Below are 14,287 nucleotides of genomic sequence, written 5' to 3'. Positions count from 1 at the left end.
ACCTAGTTCCCGTTGATGACCTGTGGCATCAGCGAAGAAAGCAGACGAAATGTCTCACCTGCTCGACTCCGTCGACGCCGCGTCGCTCCGCGACGACATCCCGGCCTTCCGCCCGGGTGACACCGTCAACGTGCACGTCCGCGTCATCGAGGGCAACCGCTCCCGTGTGCAGCAGTTCAAGGGCGTGGTGATCCGTCGCCAGGGCTCCGGCGTGCGCGAGACCTTCACGGTCCGCAAGGTCTCCTTCTCCGTCGGCGTCGAGCGGACCTTCCCGGTGCACACCCCGATCGTGGAGAAGATCGAGCTCGTCACCAAGGGTGACGTCCGCCGCGCCAAGCTGTACTACCTGCGCGAGCTGCGCGGCAAGGCCGCGAAGATCAAGGAGAAGCGCGTGAACTGAGCGCTCTCCGGGGTTCACGGCGGGGCCGGATAGCATCTGGCTCCGATGGACACCGAAGCACAGCCGACGGAGCGCGACCGCTCCTCCCGCCCTTCCGGATCCGCGGACATCCCGGACACCGAGAGGCCGGAGGAACGGTCGCGTTTCGCGTTGGTGCCACGGATCACGGACTGGCTCCCCGGCGGACGGATCACCCTGACCCTGCTGATCTGCCTGGTCGTTTTGCTGCTCCTCAACACTTTCGTGGCGCAACCGTTCCAGATTCCGAGCGGATCCATGGAACAGGGATTGAGGATCGGGGACCGCGTTCTCGTAAATAAGTTGGCGTACCGTTTCGGTGCCGAGCCGCAGCGCGGCGACGTCGTCGTGTTCGACGGCACCGGGTACTTCGGGGACGCCGACTACATCAAACGCGTTGTGGGTGTAGGGGGAGACCACGTGGTCTGCTGTGACAAGGAGGGGAGGATCCGGGTGAACGGCCGGTCGGTCGACGAGTCGACGTTCCTCCACCCCGGCGACAGCCCCTCCACGGTGCCCTTCGACGTCGTCGTGCCCGACGGCACCCTGTTCGTCCTCGGCGACCACCGCAGTGACTCCAGCGACTCCCGCGACCACCTGGGCTCGCCGGGCGGCGGCATGATCCCCGTCGGTGACGTGATCGGCCGGGCCGACTGGATCGTCTGGCCCGTCGGCCACTGGACCCGCCTGCACCGCCCCAGCGCCTACGCGCGCGTGCCCGCCGCCGAAGGGGCGCGCCGGTGTCCAGAGGTCGTGGAAGTACCCCCTGCTCGAAGAGCTCAGGGGAGCGCGGAGGCCCGAAGGGCTGAGCACGGTCGGGCTCTCGGCACCAGCTGTAGCGCCCCGGAGGCGAACAAGTCGGAAAACGCGGACGGCGCCCATGGGTAACCGCGGCAGACCACGCGGCGTCCCCCTCGGCGCCGCCGACAACCTCCTGCCCACCGGGGCCCGGCGCGCCGCCGGCCCGTCCGGCGGCCGCACCCGCGCGGAGCGGCGCAAGCTGCAGCGCAAGGTCAAGCGGAAGCGCAGGCGCTCCGCCGTCAGGGAGATACCCCTTCTGGTCGGCGTGGCCGTGCTCATAGCCCTGGTGCTGAAGACCTTCCTCGTGCAGGCCTTCGTGATCCCCTCGGGCTCCATGGAGCAGACGATCCGCATCGGCGACCGCGTCCTGGTCGACAAGCTGACCCCGTGGTTCGGCTCCAAGCCGCAGCGCGGGGACGTCGTCGTCTTCCACGATCCGGGCGGCTGGCTGGCGGGCGAGCAGACCACCAGGAAGAACGACCCCGTCGTCGTCAAGCAGATCAAGGAAGGCCTCACCTTCATCGGCCTGCTGCCCTCCGACAACGAGAAGGACCTCATCAAGCGGGTCGTCGGCGTCGGCGGGGACCACGTCAAGTGCTGCGACGCGCAGGGGCGGGTGACCGTGAACGGCGTTCCCCTGAACGAGGGAAATTACCTGTATCCCGGGAACGCGCCGTCCAACACGCAGTTCGACATCACCGTCCCCAAGGGCCGCCTGTGGATGATGGGCGACCACCGGGCCAACTCCGCGGACTCGCGCGCCCACCAGGACACCGCCTACGGCGGCACGGTCTCCGAAAACTCCGTGGTGGGACGCGCCATGTTCATCGGCTGGCCCATCGGCCACTGGAACATGCTGAAGGAACCGGAAACCTTCGCTTCGGTGTCCGACTCGGTGACCGGGGCGACCGCGGCCGACCAGCTGTCGCATAGGGTTGCCCCCGACGATCCGAACGGATCGATCCAACTCCCGAGCCCTGCGGAACTCCCGCTCGTTATGGGAGTGGTGGGCCTGCGCCGTGCACGGGGCAGGCGGCGGCACGGAGTAAGGAGTTGGCGTGGGGGATGTGGCGGTTGGCGAACGGTCCGGACACGACGGCGAGGAGCACCGCGGACACCCCGCGGGAGCAGCTGTCCCGGCCGCGAACAGCGCCGTGACCTCCGGGAGTGACTCCGGAGCACCTGAGGACGGCACGGTGACGGAGCAGAACGAGACCGGTGAACAGGGGACGGACGGCACCACCCCGCAGCAGAAGAAGCCGCGCTCCTTCTGGAAGGAGCTGCCCATTTTGATCGGTATCGCGCTGGTGCTGGCGCTGCTGATCAAGACGTTCCTCGTACAGGCGTTCTCGATCCCCTCGGACTCGATGCAGAACACCCTGCAGCGGGGCGACCGCGTTCTGGTCGACAAGCTCACCCCGTGGTTCGGCTCCAAGCCCGAGCGCGGCGAGGTCGTCGTCTTCCACGACCCGGACGACTGGCTGGCCGGCGAGCCGACGGCCAAGCCCAACGCCCTGCAGACGTTCCTCAGCTGGATCGGCCTGATGCCGTCCGCGGAGGAGAAGGACCTCATCAAGCGTGTCGTCGGCGTCGGCGGCGACACCGTGGAGTGCAAGGGCACCGGCCCGCTCAGGGTCAACGGCAGGGCGCTGAACGAGCCGTACGTGTACCCCGGCAACACGCCGTGCAGCGTCGACGACCAGGGCGGCCAGTTCAAGGTGAAGGTCCCCAAGGGCTTCATCTGGGTGATGGGCGACCACCGGCAGAACTCGCGCGACTCCCGCTACAACCAGGCCGACGAGCACCACGGCATGGTCCCGGTCGACAAGGTCGTCGGCCGCGCCATCGTCAAGGCCTGGCCGATCAACCGCTGGGGCACCCTGCCCATCCCGGACACCTTCGACCAGCAGGGCTTCAACCAGCAGTCCTCGGCCGCCGGCGCCCTGACGGTCGCCCCGGAGGGCCTCGCCCTCGCCGGGGTGGTTCCGGTGGCGCTGTGGCGCCGCAGGCGGCTCACCCGGGCCGAAACCGGGACGGGCACCGAAACGACGCCCACCGGAACCCGCTGACCCACCGCGCCTCCGACACACGCCCCCTACGGGAGCCCGCCGGCGCCTGCCCTCCCGGGGGGCGTCCCTGCCCCCGCGGGGGGGGTGCCGGCACCTGCCCTCCGGGATCGTCGGCACCTGGCAAGACCTGCGAGGCACTCGGCGGTACGCGGCATTCCCCTCGTACGGCCCGCCCCCCTCGTGGAGCTTGTGACCTTGGTCGCGGAAGAAGGGCTGCCCCGTTTCGGTACCGCCGGGTAGGGTGCGGGTCCATGGGTGGCGAGAGCACGACGCGTACGGCCCCGCGCAGCGGTGGCGCAGGCAAGGGCCAGGTGGGCAGCAGGACCGGACAGCGGCTGTCCGGGCTGGCCGTGGCGCTGGGCCTGGTGCTGTTCCTCGGAGGATTCGCATGGGGAGCGGTGGTCTACCGGCCGTACACCGTGCCCACCAGCTCGATGACGCCGACGATCGACGTCGGCGACCGGGTGCTGGCACAGCGCGTCGACGGCGGTGAGATCCGCCGGGGTGACGTCGTCGTCTTCCACGACACGACGTGGGTCACCAACGCCCCCGTGGTCAAGCGCGTGGTCGCCGTAGGCGGCGACACGGTCTCCTGCTGCAAGCAGGGCAAACTGACCGTCAACGGCAAGCAGATCGACGAGCCCTACCTCAAGGGCGGCGTGGCCGAGGTCACGAACTTCCCGACCGTGACGGTCCCCAAGGGCCGCCTGTTCCTGCTCGGCGACGAGCGCCAGGGCTCCCTGGACTCCACCGCCCACCTCACGGACGCGGCCAGCGGCACCGTCTCGCGTGACGCCGTGACCGCCCGGGTCGACGCCGTCGTCTGGCCCATGAAGGGCATGCTGGAGCGCCCCACCGGCTTCGAGGCCCTCGGCACCCTCTCCCAGCCTGGACCGCTGCGCACGATCGTCCTCCTGATCGTCGCCGGCGCCGTCCTCGTCCTCGCCGGTGGCGCCTACGGCCCGATCGCCAAGCGGCTCGGCGGCTCCCGTCCCCGCACGCGGACGGAGCCCGCCGGTGCCCGCTGAGGCGACGGACGCGGGCGAGCACGCGTACGAGGAGTCGTACGGCGGCGGGCTGCGCAAGGTGGCCCGGGTGGTCCTGCTCGACCCCGCGGACCGCATCCTCCTCCTGCACGGCCACGAGCCGGACGATCCGGCGGACGACTGGTGGTTCACGCCGGGCGGCGGTCTGGAGGGCGACGAGACGCGAGAGGAAGCCGCTCTCAGGGAACTCGCGGAGGAGACGGGCATCACCGAGGTCGAGCTCGGCCCGGTGGTGTGGCGGCGCAGGTGCTCGTTCCCGTTCGCGGGCCGTCGCTGGGACCAGGACGAGTGGTATTACCTGGCTCGTACGACCCAGACGGCGACCGAGGCCGCGGGCCTCACCGACCTGGAGCGGCGCAGTGTCGCCGGAGCGCGCTGGTGGACGTGCCGGGAACTGACCCGGGCACATGAGACGGTGTATCCGACCAGACTCGCCGAGCTGCTGCGCACACTGCTCGACGAAGGTCCCCCGGCCAGGCCTGTGACCCTTGACACCGAAATCGTCTAGGGCCTCACGGGACTGGCGCACAATGGTGGGATCGCACGGCTGAAGGGGAACATGCCATGAGCGCCGAGGACCTCGAGAAGTACGAGACCGAGATGGAGCTCAAGCTCTACCGGGAGTACCGCGATGTCGTCGGTCTGTTCAAATACGTGATCGAGACCGAGCGGCGCTTCTACCTCACCAACGACTACGAGATGCAGGTCCACTCGGTCCAGGGCGAGGTGTTCTTCGAGGTGTCGATGGCGGACGCCTGGGTGTGGGACATGTACCGGCCGGCTCGCTTCGTGAAGCAGGTACGCGTCCTGACGTTCAAGGATGTGAACATCGAGGAGCTCAACAAGAGCGACCTTGAGCTGCCGGGCGGCTGATCGCCGAGATGTTCACCCGTGAGGGTGGCGGAGTTGTCCACAACCACTGAGTAACCCCCCAAGATCCACTTGGTCGGGCCAAATGCGTGACGGTTGGCGCCGGAGGTGGTGCCGACATGAACGCACGAAGGGCACTCGGCAGGTACGGCGAGCAGCTGGCCGCACGGCGGCTGGCCGGGACCGGGATGACGGTCCTGGCGCGCAACTGGCGCTGCGGCAGGACCGGCGAGATCGACATCGTGGCCAGGGACGGCGACGTGCTCGTCGTCTGCGAGGTGAAAACCCGCAGGTCAGAGGCCTTCGAACATCCGATGGCCGCGGTCACGCCGCAGAAGGCACAGCGACTGCGCGGCCTCGCGGAACGCTGGATCCAGTCACACGGAGGGGCGCCCCCGGGAGGCGTCCGCATCGATCTGGTCGGCGTCCTGCTGCCCCGGCGCGGCGCGCCCGTGGTCGAGCACGTGCAGGGGGTGGCCTGATGGGGTTCGCTCGTACGTGCTCCGTGACCTTGGTCGGCGTCGAGGGCGTGGTCGTCGAGGTCCAGGCCGACCTCGAACCGGGCGTCGCGGCGTTCACCCTGGTGGGTCTCCCGGACAAGAGCCTGACGGAAAGCCGGGACCGGGTGCGGGCGGCGGTCGTCAACTCGGGGGGCGAGTGGCCGCAGAAGAAGCTGACGGTGGGGCTCAGCCCGGCCTCGGTGCCGAAAGCCGGCAGCGGCTTCGACCTGGCCGTGGCCTGCGCGGTCCTCGGTGCCGCCGAGCGGATCGACCCCCGGGTGCTCGCCGACATCGTGATGATCGGAGAGCTCGGACTGGACGGACGGGTGCGCCCCGTCCGCGGCATCCTGCCGGCGGTGCTGGCCGCGGCGGACGCCGGCTACGAGCAGGTGGTCGTGCCCGAGTGCGCCGCAGCCGAGGCCTCGCTGGTGCCCGGCGTCTCCGTGCTCGGTATCCGCAGCCTGCGGCAACTGATCGCCGTGCTGACCGACGAGCCCGTGCCCGAGGAACATCCGGACGAGCAGGGACGGCCGGATCCGCTACTCGCCGGTCTGCGCTTGCCGGGCGCGGGCGCGGCGACAGGCATGCACAGCGTGGGAGGAGCGGAGCAGGACCAGGGGCACGACCTCGCCGACGTCGTCGGCCAGATCTCGGCGCGTACGGCGGTGGAGGTCGCTGCGGCCGGCGGACACCACTTGTTCCTCGAGGGGCCGCCCGGCGCGGGCAAGACCATGCTCGCGGAGCGGCTGCCCGCGGTCCTGCCCCGGCTCGGCCGGGAGGAGTCCCTGGAGGTGACGGCGGTGCACTCGGTGGCCGGACTCCTGCCGCCGGGCAAGCCGCTGATCGACGTCGCGCCCTACTGCGCCCCGCACCACTCGGCCACGATGCAGGCCCTCGTCGGCGGCGGCCTCGGCATCGCCCGGCCGGGTGCCGTCTCGCTCGCCCACCGGGGCGTGCTCTTCCTCGACGAGACACCGGAGTTCAGCAGCCATGCCCTCGACGCCCTGCGCCAGCCCCTGGAGGCGGGACATGTGGTGATCGCCCGCAGCGCGGGCGTCGTGCGGTTCCCCGCAAAGTTCCTGATGGTGCTGGCGGCCAATCCGTGTCCCTGCGGCCGCTTCTCGCAGAGGGACACGCTGTGCGAGTGCCCGCCCTCGTCGATCCGCCGCTACCAGGCCCGCCTCTCCGGCCCACTGCTCGACCGGGTCGACCTCCGGGTCGAGGTGGACCCGGTCACCCGGTCCGAGCTCGCGCAGCGCGGTGCCGGGGGCGAGTCCACGGCGACGGTCGCCGACCGTGTGCGAGCCGCCCGGGAACGGGCGGCGGCGCGACTCGAGGGAACGCCGTGGCGGACCAACAGCGAAGTGCCGGGACGGGAGCTGCGCACCCGCTGGCATGCCGCGGTCGGCGCGATGGACGAGGCCGAGCGGAACCTGGAACGCGGCGTCCTCACGGCCCGCGGACTCGATCGCGTCCTGCGCGTCGCCTGGACGGTCGCGGACCTCGTCGGCCACGACCGGCCCGACGCGCCGGACGTCGCCCTGGCGCTGCAACTGCGCACCGGGGTTCCGCGGGGTGTGCCCATGGCCATCGGGGCGCTGACGTGAACGTGGAGGAGGAGCCCGACGGCGAACTGCTCGCCCGTGTCTTCCTCAGCCGCGTCATCGAACCCGGTGACGAGGCCGGCGGGCGATGGGTGCGGGAGGTCGGGGCCGTGGAGGTGGCGCGGCGGTTGCGGGAGGGCGGGCCGCGGCTCGGCGGGGTGTCGGACAAGCGGTGGGCAGGGCTGCGGGCGCGGGCCGCGCGGGCCGAGCCCGAGCGGGACCTCGCCGTCGCGCGGGAGGCCGGGGTGCGGTTCGTGCGCCCGGGTGACGCGGAGTGGCCCGCGCAGCTGGACGACCTGGGGGACGCACGCCCCACGGGACTGTGGGTGCGCGGCCGCCCCAGCCTGCGGATATGGGCGCTTCGATCGGTCGCGCTCGTCGGCGCCCGCGCCTGCACCGAGTACGGCGCCCACATGGCCGCCACGCTCGCCGCCGGCCTTGCCGAGCGCGGCTGGGTCGTGGTGTCCGGCGGAGCCTACGGCGTCGACGGCGCCGCCCACCGGGGCGCACTCGGCGCGGGCGGCGCCACTGTTGCCGTCCTTGCCTGCGGCGTCGACCGGCCCTACCCGCGCGGGCACACCGAGTTGATCACCAGGATCGCGGAACAGGGGCTGGTGATCGGCGAGTTACCGCCCGGTGATCACCCGACGCCGAGCCGGTTCATCGTCCGCAACCGGGTCATCGCCGCACTCACCCGCGGCACCGTGGTCGTCGAGGCCGCCTACCGCAGCGGTTCGCTGGTGACCGCGCGGGCGGCACAGCGACTGGGGCGCCACACCATGGGGGTCCCCGGCCCGGCCACCAGCGCCCTCTCCGCGGGCGTCCACGAACTCCTGCGCGGCGAGGCGGCACTGGTCGCCGACGCCGCAGAAGTGGTCGAACTGGTCGGCGACATGGGTGAGCTGGCCCCGGACCGGCGCGGCCCCGTACTGCCCCGTGACCTGCTGGCACCGGACGCGCGACACGTCCTGGCCGCCCTGCCCGCGCGCCGCGCGGCGACGCCTGCCGAGATCGCGCGCGGTGCCCGGACGACGGAGGACGACGTGATCGCGAGACTGTACGAACTCCGATCACTCGGTTACGTCGAACGACATGGCGATGGCTGGAGGTTGACACGCCAGGCGGTGGTCTCCGCCCGGGCCGGTCGGAGTCGGTGCTGACCGAGCGTGTTCGGCTGTATGGGGGAACCTCGACGCCTATACGAATTCCCCCAGTTGGTCGGGGTTCCGTCGGTCACCGAGGGTGACGGGCGTGACCCGGTGGGGCGCCCAGCGGAACGAATCTGCGCACGCTTCGCGCCCCGCCGTTCGCGCACCGCGACACTCCTGTCACGCTACGCTCACGAGGTTCCGACGCAGACACCCGACCTCGACACCCGACCGACAGCCCCCAGGCACCTCTACGCAACGGCAGAACGGCACAAGGCGACGAATGCCCCAGCACACCTCCGGGTCCGACCGGGCGGCGATCCCCCCAGCCTCCCGCGACGGTGGCAGCGTGCGGCCGCCCGCTCCCTCGACGCTCGACGAGCTGTGGCGGTCGTACAAGGCGACGGGGGACGAGCGGCTGCGGGAGCAGCTGATCCTGCACTACTCGCCGCTCGTGAAGTACGTGGCGGGACGGGTGAGCGTGGGCCTGCCGCCCAATGTGGAGCAGGCGGACTTCGTGTCGTCGGGAGTGTTCGGGCTGATCGACGCGATCGAGAAGTTCGACATCGACCGGGAGATCAAGTTCGAGACGTACGCGATCACGCGGATCCGGGGCGCGATGATCGACGAGCTGCGGGCGCTGGACTGGATCCCACGGTCGGTGCGGCAGAAGGCGCGGAACGTGGAGCGGGCCTACGCCACCCTGGAGGCGCGGCTGCGGCGCACGCCGACGGAGGGCGAGGTGGCCGCCGAGATGGGCATCGCTGTGGACGAACTCCACGCCGTCTTCAGCCAGTTGTCGCTGGCCAACGTGGTGGCGCTGGAGGAGCTGCTGCACGTCGGCGGCGAGGGCGGGGACAGGCTGAGCGTCATGGACACGCTGGAGGACACCGCCGCCGACAACCCGGTGGAGGTGGCCGAGGACCGGGAGCTGCGGCGGTTCCTGGCGCGGGCGATCAACACGTTGCCGGAGCGGGAGAAGACCGTCGTCACGCTGTACTACTACGAGGGGCTCACGCTCGCCGAGATCGGGAACGTGCTCGGGGTGACCGAGAGCCGGGTCAGCCAGATCCACACCAAGTCGGTGCTGCAGCTGCGCGCGAAGCTGGCGAGCTTCGGGCGGTGACGGCGGCCGAACGGGGGCGGTCGACCGGAGTCGCTCCCGTCGTGGGTGGTGCGTCCGTACAGTGGTTGACGTGCCAAGGATTCGAGCGGCCTCCGTGGCCGAGCACCGGTCGATGCAGCGAGCCGCCCTGCTGGACGCGGCGCGGACCCTGTTGTCCGAGGGCGGGACGGAGGCGCTGACCTTTCCGGCCCTCGCCGAGCGGACGGGGCTGGCGCGGTCGTCCGTGTACGAGTATTTCCGGTCGCGGGCCGCCGTGGTCGAGGAGCTGTGCGAGGTCGACTTTCCCGTGTGGGCCGCGGAGGTCTCGGCGGCGATGGAGCGGGCGGAGGGGCCGACGGCCAAGGTCGAGGCGTATGTCCGCAAGCAGCTCGAGCTGGTCGGGGACCGGCGGCACCGCGCTGTGATGGCGATCTCGGCGAGTGAGCTCGATGCGGGGGCCCGGGAGAAGATCCGGGCCGCGCACGGCGGGCTGGTCGCGATGATCGTCGAGGCGCTGGGGGAGATGGGGCACAGGCAGCCGCGGCTGGCGGCCATATTGCTTCAGGGAGTCGTCGACGCGGCTGTGCGGAGGATCGAGCTCGGGGCGGCCGAGGATCCGACGGAGATCGCGGAGGCGGCGGTGGGGATGGCTCTGAGGGGCGTGCGGGGCTGACCTCGGCTGCGGCCGTGGGTATGCGGGCTGGGCGGGGCTGACCTCGGCTGCGGCCGTGGGTATGCGGGCTGGGCGGGGCCGACCTCGGCTGCGGGTGCGGGCTGTGCGTATGCGGGCTGGGTGGTGCTGACCTCGGCTGCGGGTGGGGCTGTGCGTATGCGGCTGTGCGTATGCGGGCTGGGCGGGGCCGACCTCGGCTGCGGCCGTGGGTATGCGGGCTGGGCGGGGCCGACCTCGGCTGCCGCTGTACGGGCTGGGAGGGCTGTGCGGGCTATGCGGGCAACGGCACCCCCAAAACCGGCAGCAGTCTCGACGGACCCGTGTGCAGCAGCCACGGTGGCAGCAACAACAAGGGGTTCAGATACCTCTCCCCTCGCAGCAGACCCCAGTGCACGCACGCAGCCGCGCAGTGCGACTCCGTCGCCTCCGACGTGCCGACCACCTCGCCCGCCTCCACCTCGTCCCCCTTCTTCACCGACGCCCTCACCGGCTCGTACGTCGTCCGCAGGGGCGGGTCGCCCGTCCCGGCGAGCTCCACCGACACGACCCCTCTCCCGGCCACCCGGCCCGCGAAGAGCACCCGCCCCGGTGCCGCCGCCCGGACCGGCGCCCCGTCCGGCGCCCCGAGGTCCACGCCCCGGTGCCCGCGGCCGTACACCGTCGCCGGGGGCTCCCAGCCCCGTAGCACCGGTGGACGTACGCCCACGGGCCACGCGCGGCCCACCGCCGGCACCGGCGCGTCCGTCCCCGCCGGGCCCGGGGCAACCGGCGGAGCCGGGCCGCCGGCTGCCCACGCCACCGAGGCCAGGACGCTCGCCGCCCACCCCGACAGCAACCCCAGCCGTACACCCGCACAGCGCATCGCTCGCATCCGAACCATGCGCCCACCGTCCCGCACCCCGGCCGATCACGGCCGGGATCTGTGGACGACTCCCCGGTTGTGGACAGCGGCGTCACCCGGTGCCTCGCGGGTCACGTACACTTCTGGTGGCGACCCGGGTCACCGGGTCGACTTCGCACGCCCCGACACCCGGGCCGGCAACGGTCGGTGTCAGCGCCTCTCGGTCCTTCGTGGCACGGCGCACTGCGGGCGTCAGGCGCGGGAGCCGTCCGGCATCCGCGGCACAACCGAGAAACTCAAGGAGAGTACGGCCATGGCCGTCGTCACGATGCGGGAGCTGCTGGAGAGCGGCGTCCACTTCGGTCACCAGACCCGCCGTTGGAACCCGAAGATGAAGCGCTTCATCTTCACCGAGCGCAACGGCATCTACATCATCGACCTGCTCCAGTCGCTGTCGTACATCGACCGCGCCTACGAGTTCGTCAAGGAGACCGTCGCCCACGGCGGCACGGTCATGTTCGTCGGCACGAAGAAGCAGGCGCAGGAGGCCATCGCCGAGCAGGCCACCCGCGTCGGCATGCCGTACGTCAACCAGCGCTGGCTGGGCGGCATGCTCACCAACTTCTCGACCGTCTACAAGCGTCTGCAGCGCCTGAAGGAACTCGAGCAGATCGACTTCGAGGACGTCGCGTCCTCCGGTCTGACCAAGAAGGAGCTCCTGGTCCTCTCGCGTGAGAAGGCCAAGCTGGAGAAGACCCTCGGCGGTATCCGCGAGATGCAGAAGGTGCCGAGCGCCGTCTGGATCGTGGACACCAAGAAGGAGCACATCGCGGTCGGCGAGGCCCGGAAGCTCAACATCCCGGTCGTCGCCATCCTCGACACCAACTGCGACCCCGACGAGGTCGACTACAAGATCCCGGGCAACGACGACGCGATCCGCTCCGTCACCCTGCTCACCCGTGTGATCGCGGACGCCGTCGCCGAGGGCCTCATCGCCCGCTCCGGCGTCGCCACCGAGGGCAAGGGTGAGAAGGTCGCGGGCGAGCCGCTCGCCGAGTGGGAGCGCGACCTGCTCGAGGGTGAGAAGAAGGCCGCCGAGGCTCCCGCCGCCGAGGCTCCGGCTGCTGAGGCCCCCGCCGCCGAGGCTCCGGCCGCCGAGGCTCCGGCCGCCGAGGCTCCGGCCGCCGAGGCTCCGGCCGCCGAGGCTCCGGCTGCCGAGGCGCCGGCTGCCGAGGGCGAGCAGGCCTGACCCGTCAGCGTCAGCGTTGACGGCGGGAGCGGTGACATGAAGTCCGCTCCCGCCGTTCACCCGTAGGTCAGCGGCGTGTCAGCGGGCCCCTGCTCCATGGGGACCGTCAGACCCCCTGATCTTCGATCTTCCAGACTTCGAGAAAGATTCACAGACTCATGGCGAACTACACCGCCGCCGACGTCAAGAAGCTCCGTGAGCTCACGGGCGCCGGCATGATGGACTGCAAGAAGGCGCTGGACGAGGCCGAGGGCAACGTCGAGAAGGCCGTCGAGGCGCTGCGCATCAAGGGCCAGAAGGGCGTCGCCAAGCGTGAGGGCCGCTCCGCCGAGAACGGCGCCGTGGTCTCGATCATCGCCGACGACAACTCCTCCGGTGTCCTCGTCGAGCTGAAGTGCGAGACGGACTTCGTCGCCAAGAGCGAGAAGTTCCAGGCTGTGGCCAAGGCCATCGCCGAGCACGTCGCCAAGACCTCCCCGGCCGACATCGAGGCCCTGCTCGCCTCCGAGATCGAGCCCGGCAAGACCGTCCAGGCGTTCGTGGACGAGGCCAACGCCAACCTCGGCGAGAAGATCGTCCTGGACCGCTTCGCGCAGTTCTCCGACGGCTTCGTGACGGCGTACATGCACCGCACGATGCCCGACCTGCCGCCGCAGATCGGTGTCCTCGTCGAGTTCGACAAGCCGAACGCCGAGGTCGCCAAGGGCGTCGCCCAGCACATCGCCGCCTTCGCGCCGAAGTACCTCTCCAAGGAGGACGTCCCGGCCGAGGTCGTCGAGGCCGAGCGCCGCATCGCCGAGGAGACCACCCGCGCCGAGGGCAAGCCCGAGGCCGCCCTTCCGAAGATCGTCGAGGGTCGCCTCAACGGCTTCTTCAAGGACGCCACGCTGCTCGGCCAGCCGTACGCGCTCGACAACAAGAAGTCCGTCCAGAAGGTACTGGACGAGGCCGGTGTCACCCTGAAGCGCTTCGTGCGCATCAAGGTCGGCATCTGAGTCCGTACCGCGACGGACACCCGACCCCCGGTAGGGTCGACAGCAGTCGTCCGTGTCGGTCGCGTATGCCGCAGCGCACGCGCGCGTGACGGACGACAGCAGATCTGACGAGGAGGCCATTGCCGCGCATGGGATGCGAAACACGCCCCACCGGCAATGGCCTTCTTCGTATGTGCAACACGTTACAGAGGCGGGATCTCGATGACCACCAAGGCCCAGAAGAGCGACGACGGCAAAGTACGCGGCCGGTTTCTGCTGAAGCTGTCCGGAGAGGCCTTCTCCGGTGGCGGGGGCCTGGGCGTCGACCCCGACGTGGTGCACGCCATTGCCCGTGAGATCGCGGCCGTCGTACGGGACGGCGCGCAGATCGCGGTCGTGATCGGCGGCGGCAACTTCTTCCGCGGTGCCGAACTCCAGCAGCGCGGCATGGACCGTGCCCGCTCGGACTACATGGGCATGCTCGGCACCGTGATGAACTGCCTCGCCCTGCAGGACTTCCTGGAGAAGGAAGGCATCGACAGCCGGGTCCAGACCGCCATCACCATGGGCCAGGTCGCCGAGCCGTACATCCCGCTGCGCGCCGTGCGCCACCTGGAGAAGGGCCGCGTGGTCATCTTCGGCGCCGGTATGGGCATGCCGTACTTCTCCACCGACACCACCGCCGCACAGCGCGCCCTGGAGATCGACGCCGAGGCGCTGCTGATGGGCAAGAACGGTGTGGACGGGGTCTACGACTCCGACCCGAAGGCCAACCCGGACGCCGTGAAGTTCGACTCCCTCGGCTACGGCGAGGTCATCACGCGCGACCTGAAGGTCGCCGACGCCACGGCCATCACGCTGTGCCGCGACAACAAGCTCCCGATCGTCGTCTTCGAGCTCCTGAAGGAGGGCAATATCGCCCGCGCCGTCAAGGGTGAGAAGATCGGCACGCTTGTGGGTGACCAAGGCAGCCGGGACTGACCGGTGAA

General features: G+C 70.7%; 16 protein-coding genes. 15 read left to right on the top strand and 1 reads right to left on the bottom strand.

The annotated features are described in order from the left end of the window. Positions 1-49: 49 nt before the first annotated feature. The 12 genes from rplS to ABZV31_RS16220 all read left to right on the top strand — a co-directional run bounded on the left by rplS (position 50) and on the right by ABZV31_RS16220 (position 10,234). Entirely contained in the window at positions 50-400 is a 351-nt protein-coding gene (gene rplS / locus ABZV31_RS16275; protein WP_355893727.1) for a 50S ribosomal protein L19, read from the top strand. Positions 401-445: 45 nt separating this feature from the next. Then, the gene (gene lepB / locus ABZV31_RS16270; RefSeq protein ID WP_355893725.1) at positions 446-1,306 is read left to right on the top strand and encodes a signal peptidase I; all 861 of its coding nucleotides are present in this window, start codon (positions 446-448) and stop codon (positions 1,304-1,306) included. Then, complete coding sequence (lepB, locus tag ABZV31_RS16265) at positions 1,299-2,390, top strand: signal peptidase I (RefSeq protein ID WP_355893722.1); 1,092 nt, start codon at positions 1,299-1,301, stop codon at positions 2,388-2,390. Before lepB (ABZV31_RS16270) ends, lepB (ABZV31_RS16265) begins: the two co-directional genes overlap by 8 nt. Beyond that, a complete protein-coding gene (gene lepB, locus ABZV31_RS16260; protein ID WP_355893719.1) occupies positions 2,278-3,288 on the top strand; it encodes a signal peptidase I in 1,011 nt (336 codons plus the stop codon). Before lepB (ABZV31_RS16265) ends, lepB (ABZV31_RS16260) begins: the two co-directional genes overlap by 113 nt. Positions 3,289-3,539: 251 nt before the next feature. Further along, complete coding sequence (lepB, locus tag ABZV31_RS16255; RefSeq protein WP_355893716.1) at positions 3,540-4,316, top strand: signal peptidase I; 777 nt, start codon at positions 3,540-3,542, stop codon at positions 4,314-4,316. Then, entirely contained in the window at positions 4,306-4,842 is a 537-nt protein-coding gene (locus ABZV31_RS16250) for an NUDIX hydrolase (RefSeq protein ID WP_355893713.1), read from the top strand. The genes lepB (ABZV31_RS16255) and ABZV31_RS16250 overlap by 11 nt, the downstream gene beginning before the upstream one ends. 56 nt (positions 4,843-4,898) lie before the next feature. After that, complete coding sequence (locus ABZV31_RS16245; RefSeq protein ID WP_003965949.1) at positions 4,899-5,207, top strand: DUF2469 domain-containing protein; 309 nt, start codon at positions 4,899-4,901, stop codon at positions 5,205-5,207. A gap of 116 nt (positions 5,208-5,323) precedes the next feature. Beyond that, positions 5,324-5,686, top strand: a complete 363-nt coding sequence (locus ABZV31_RS16240; RefSeq protein WP_355893710.1) for a YraN family protein — start codon at positions 5,324-5,326, stop codon at positions 5,684-5,686. After that, positions 5,686-7,311 carry a YifB family Mg chelatase-like AAA ATPase gene (locus ABZV31_RS16235; RefSeq protein ID WP_355893707.1) on the top strand — a complete coding sequence of 542 codons (1,626 nt, stop codon included), beginning with the start codon at positions 5,686-5,688 and terminating at the stop codon, positions 7,309-7,311. The genes ABZV31_RS16240 and ABZV31_RS16235 overlap by 1 nt, the downstream gene beginning before the upstream one ends. Next, complete coding sequence (dprA, locus tag ABZV31_RS16230; RefSeq protein WP_355893704.1) at positions 7,308-8,468, top strand: DNA-processing protein DprA; 1,161 nt, start codon at positions 7,308-7,310, stop codon at positions 8,466-8,468. The genes ABZV31_RS16235 and dprA overlap by 4 nt, the downstream gene beginning before the upstream one ends. Positions 8,469-8,739: 271 nt before the next feature. Continuing rightward, the gene (gene whiG, locus ABZV31_RS16225; protein ID WP_355893701.1) at positions 8,740-9,582 is read left to right on the top strand and encodes an RNA polymerase sigma factor WhiG; all 843 of its coding nucleotides are present in this window, start codon (positions 8,740-8,742) and stop codon (positions 9,580-9,582) included. A 94-nt stretch (positions 9,583-9,676) separates the two neighbouring features. Continuing rightward, positions 9,677-10,234, top strand: a complete 558-nt coding sequence (locus tag ABZV31_RS16220) for a helix-turn-helix domain-containing protein (protein ID WP_355894093.1) — start codon at positions 9,677-9,679, stop codon at positions 10,232-10,234. 271 nt (positions 10,235-10,505) lie between these two features. Here ABZV31_RS16220 and ABZV31_RS16215 read toward each other — a convergent pair whose 3' ends face one another. Next, on the bottom strand, positions 10,506-11,105 hold the full coding sequence (locus ABZV31_RS16215) for a M23 family metallopeptidase (protein WP_355894090.1): 600 nt from the start codon (positions 11,103-11,105) through the stop codon (positions 10,506-10,508). A gap of 283 nt (positions 11,106-11,388) precedes the next feature. On the opposite strand from ABZV31_RS16215, the gene rpsB reads away from it, so the two are divergent. From rpsB to pyrH, 3 genes are all read left to right on the top strand, one after another. Further along, positions 11,389-12,324 (top strand): 30S ribosomal protein S2, encoded by a 936-nt coding sequence (gene rpsB / locus ABZV31_RS16210; protein ID WP_355893698.1) that lies wholly within the window; start codon positions 11,389-11,391, stop codon positions 12,322-12,324. Positions 12,325-12,482: 158 nt separating this feature from the next. Then, a complete protein-coding gene (tsf, locus tag ABZV31_RS16205; RefSeq protein WP_355893695.1) occupies positions 12,483-13,319 on the top strand; it encodes a translation elongation factor Ts in 837 nt (278 codons plus the stop codon). A gap of 201 nt (positions 13,320-13,520) precedes the next feature. Next, the gene (gene pyrH, locus ABZV31_RS16200) at positions 13,521-14,279 is read left to right on the top strand and encodes a UMP kinase (protein ID WP_355893692.1); all 759 of its coding nucleotides are present in this window, start codon (positions 13,521-13,523) and stop codon (positions 14,277-14,279) included. Positions 14,280-14,287: the final 8 nt, after the last annotated feature.

Origin of the sequence: Streptomyces sp. NPDC005202 (assembly GCF_040608235.1) — a bacterium.
In the GTDB taxonomy this organism is placed as follows: domain Bacteria; phylum Actinomycetota; class Actinomycetes; order Streptomycetales; family Streptomycetaceae; genus Streptomyces.
The sequence above is the reverse complement of the archived record's forward strand: the minus strand, read 5'-3'. Positions and strand labels throughout refer to the sequence as shown.

Excerpts from the sequence above, each read along its gene's own strand:
- ABZV31_RS16215 (WP_355894090.1), bottom strand. The coding sequence starts at position 11,105 with ATGCGAGCGATGCGCTGTGCGGGTGTACGGCTGGGGTTGCTGTCGGGG.
- lepB (WP_355893722.1), top strand. The coding sequence starts at position 1,299 with ATGGGTAACCGCGGCAGACCACGCGGCGTCCCCCTCGGCGCCGCCGAC.
- ABZV31_RS16245 (WP_003965949.1), top strand. The coding sequence starts at position 4,899 with ATGAGCGCCGAGGACCTCGAGAAGTACGAGACCGAGATGGAGCTCAAG.
- ABZV31_RS16240 (WP_355893710.1), top strand. The coding sequence starts at position 5,324 with ATGAACGCACGAAGGGCACTCGGCAGGTACGGCGAGCAGCTGGCCGCA.
- whiG (WP_355893701.1), top strand. The coding sequence starts at position 8,740 with ATGCCCCAGCACACCTCCGGGTCCGACCGGGCGGCGATCCCCCCAGCC.
- tsf (WP_355893695.1), top strand. The coding sequence starts at position 12,483 with ATGGCGAACTACACCGCCGCCGACGTCAAGAAGCTCCGTGAGCTCACG.
- rpsB (WP_355893698.1), top strand. The coding sequence starts at position 11,389 with ATGGCCGTCGTCACGATGCGGGAGCTGCTGGAGAGCGGCGTCCACTTC.
- ABZV31_RS16235 (WP_355893707.1), top strand. The coding sequence starts at position 5,686 with ATGGGGTTCGCTCGTACGTGCTCCGTGACCTTGGTCGGCGTCGAGGGC.
- rplS (WP_355893727.1), top strand. The coding sequence starts at position 50 with ATGTCTCACCTGCTCGACTCCGTCGACGCCGCGTCGCTCCGCGACGAC.
- pyrH (WP_355893692.1), top strand. The coding sequence starts at position 13,521 with ATGACCACCAAGGCCCAGAAGAGCGACGACGGCAAAGTACGCGGCCGG.
- lepB (WP_355893725.1), top strand. The coding sequence starts at position 446 with ATGGACACCGAAGCACAGCCGACGGAGCGCGACCGCTCCTCCCGCCCT.
- lepB (WP_355893716.1), top strand. The coding sequence starts at position 3,540 with ATGGGTGGCGAGAGCACGACGCGTACGGCCCCGCGCAGCGGTGGCGCA.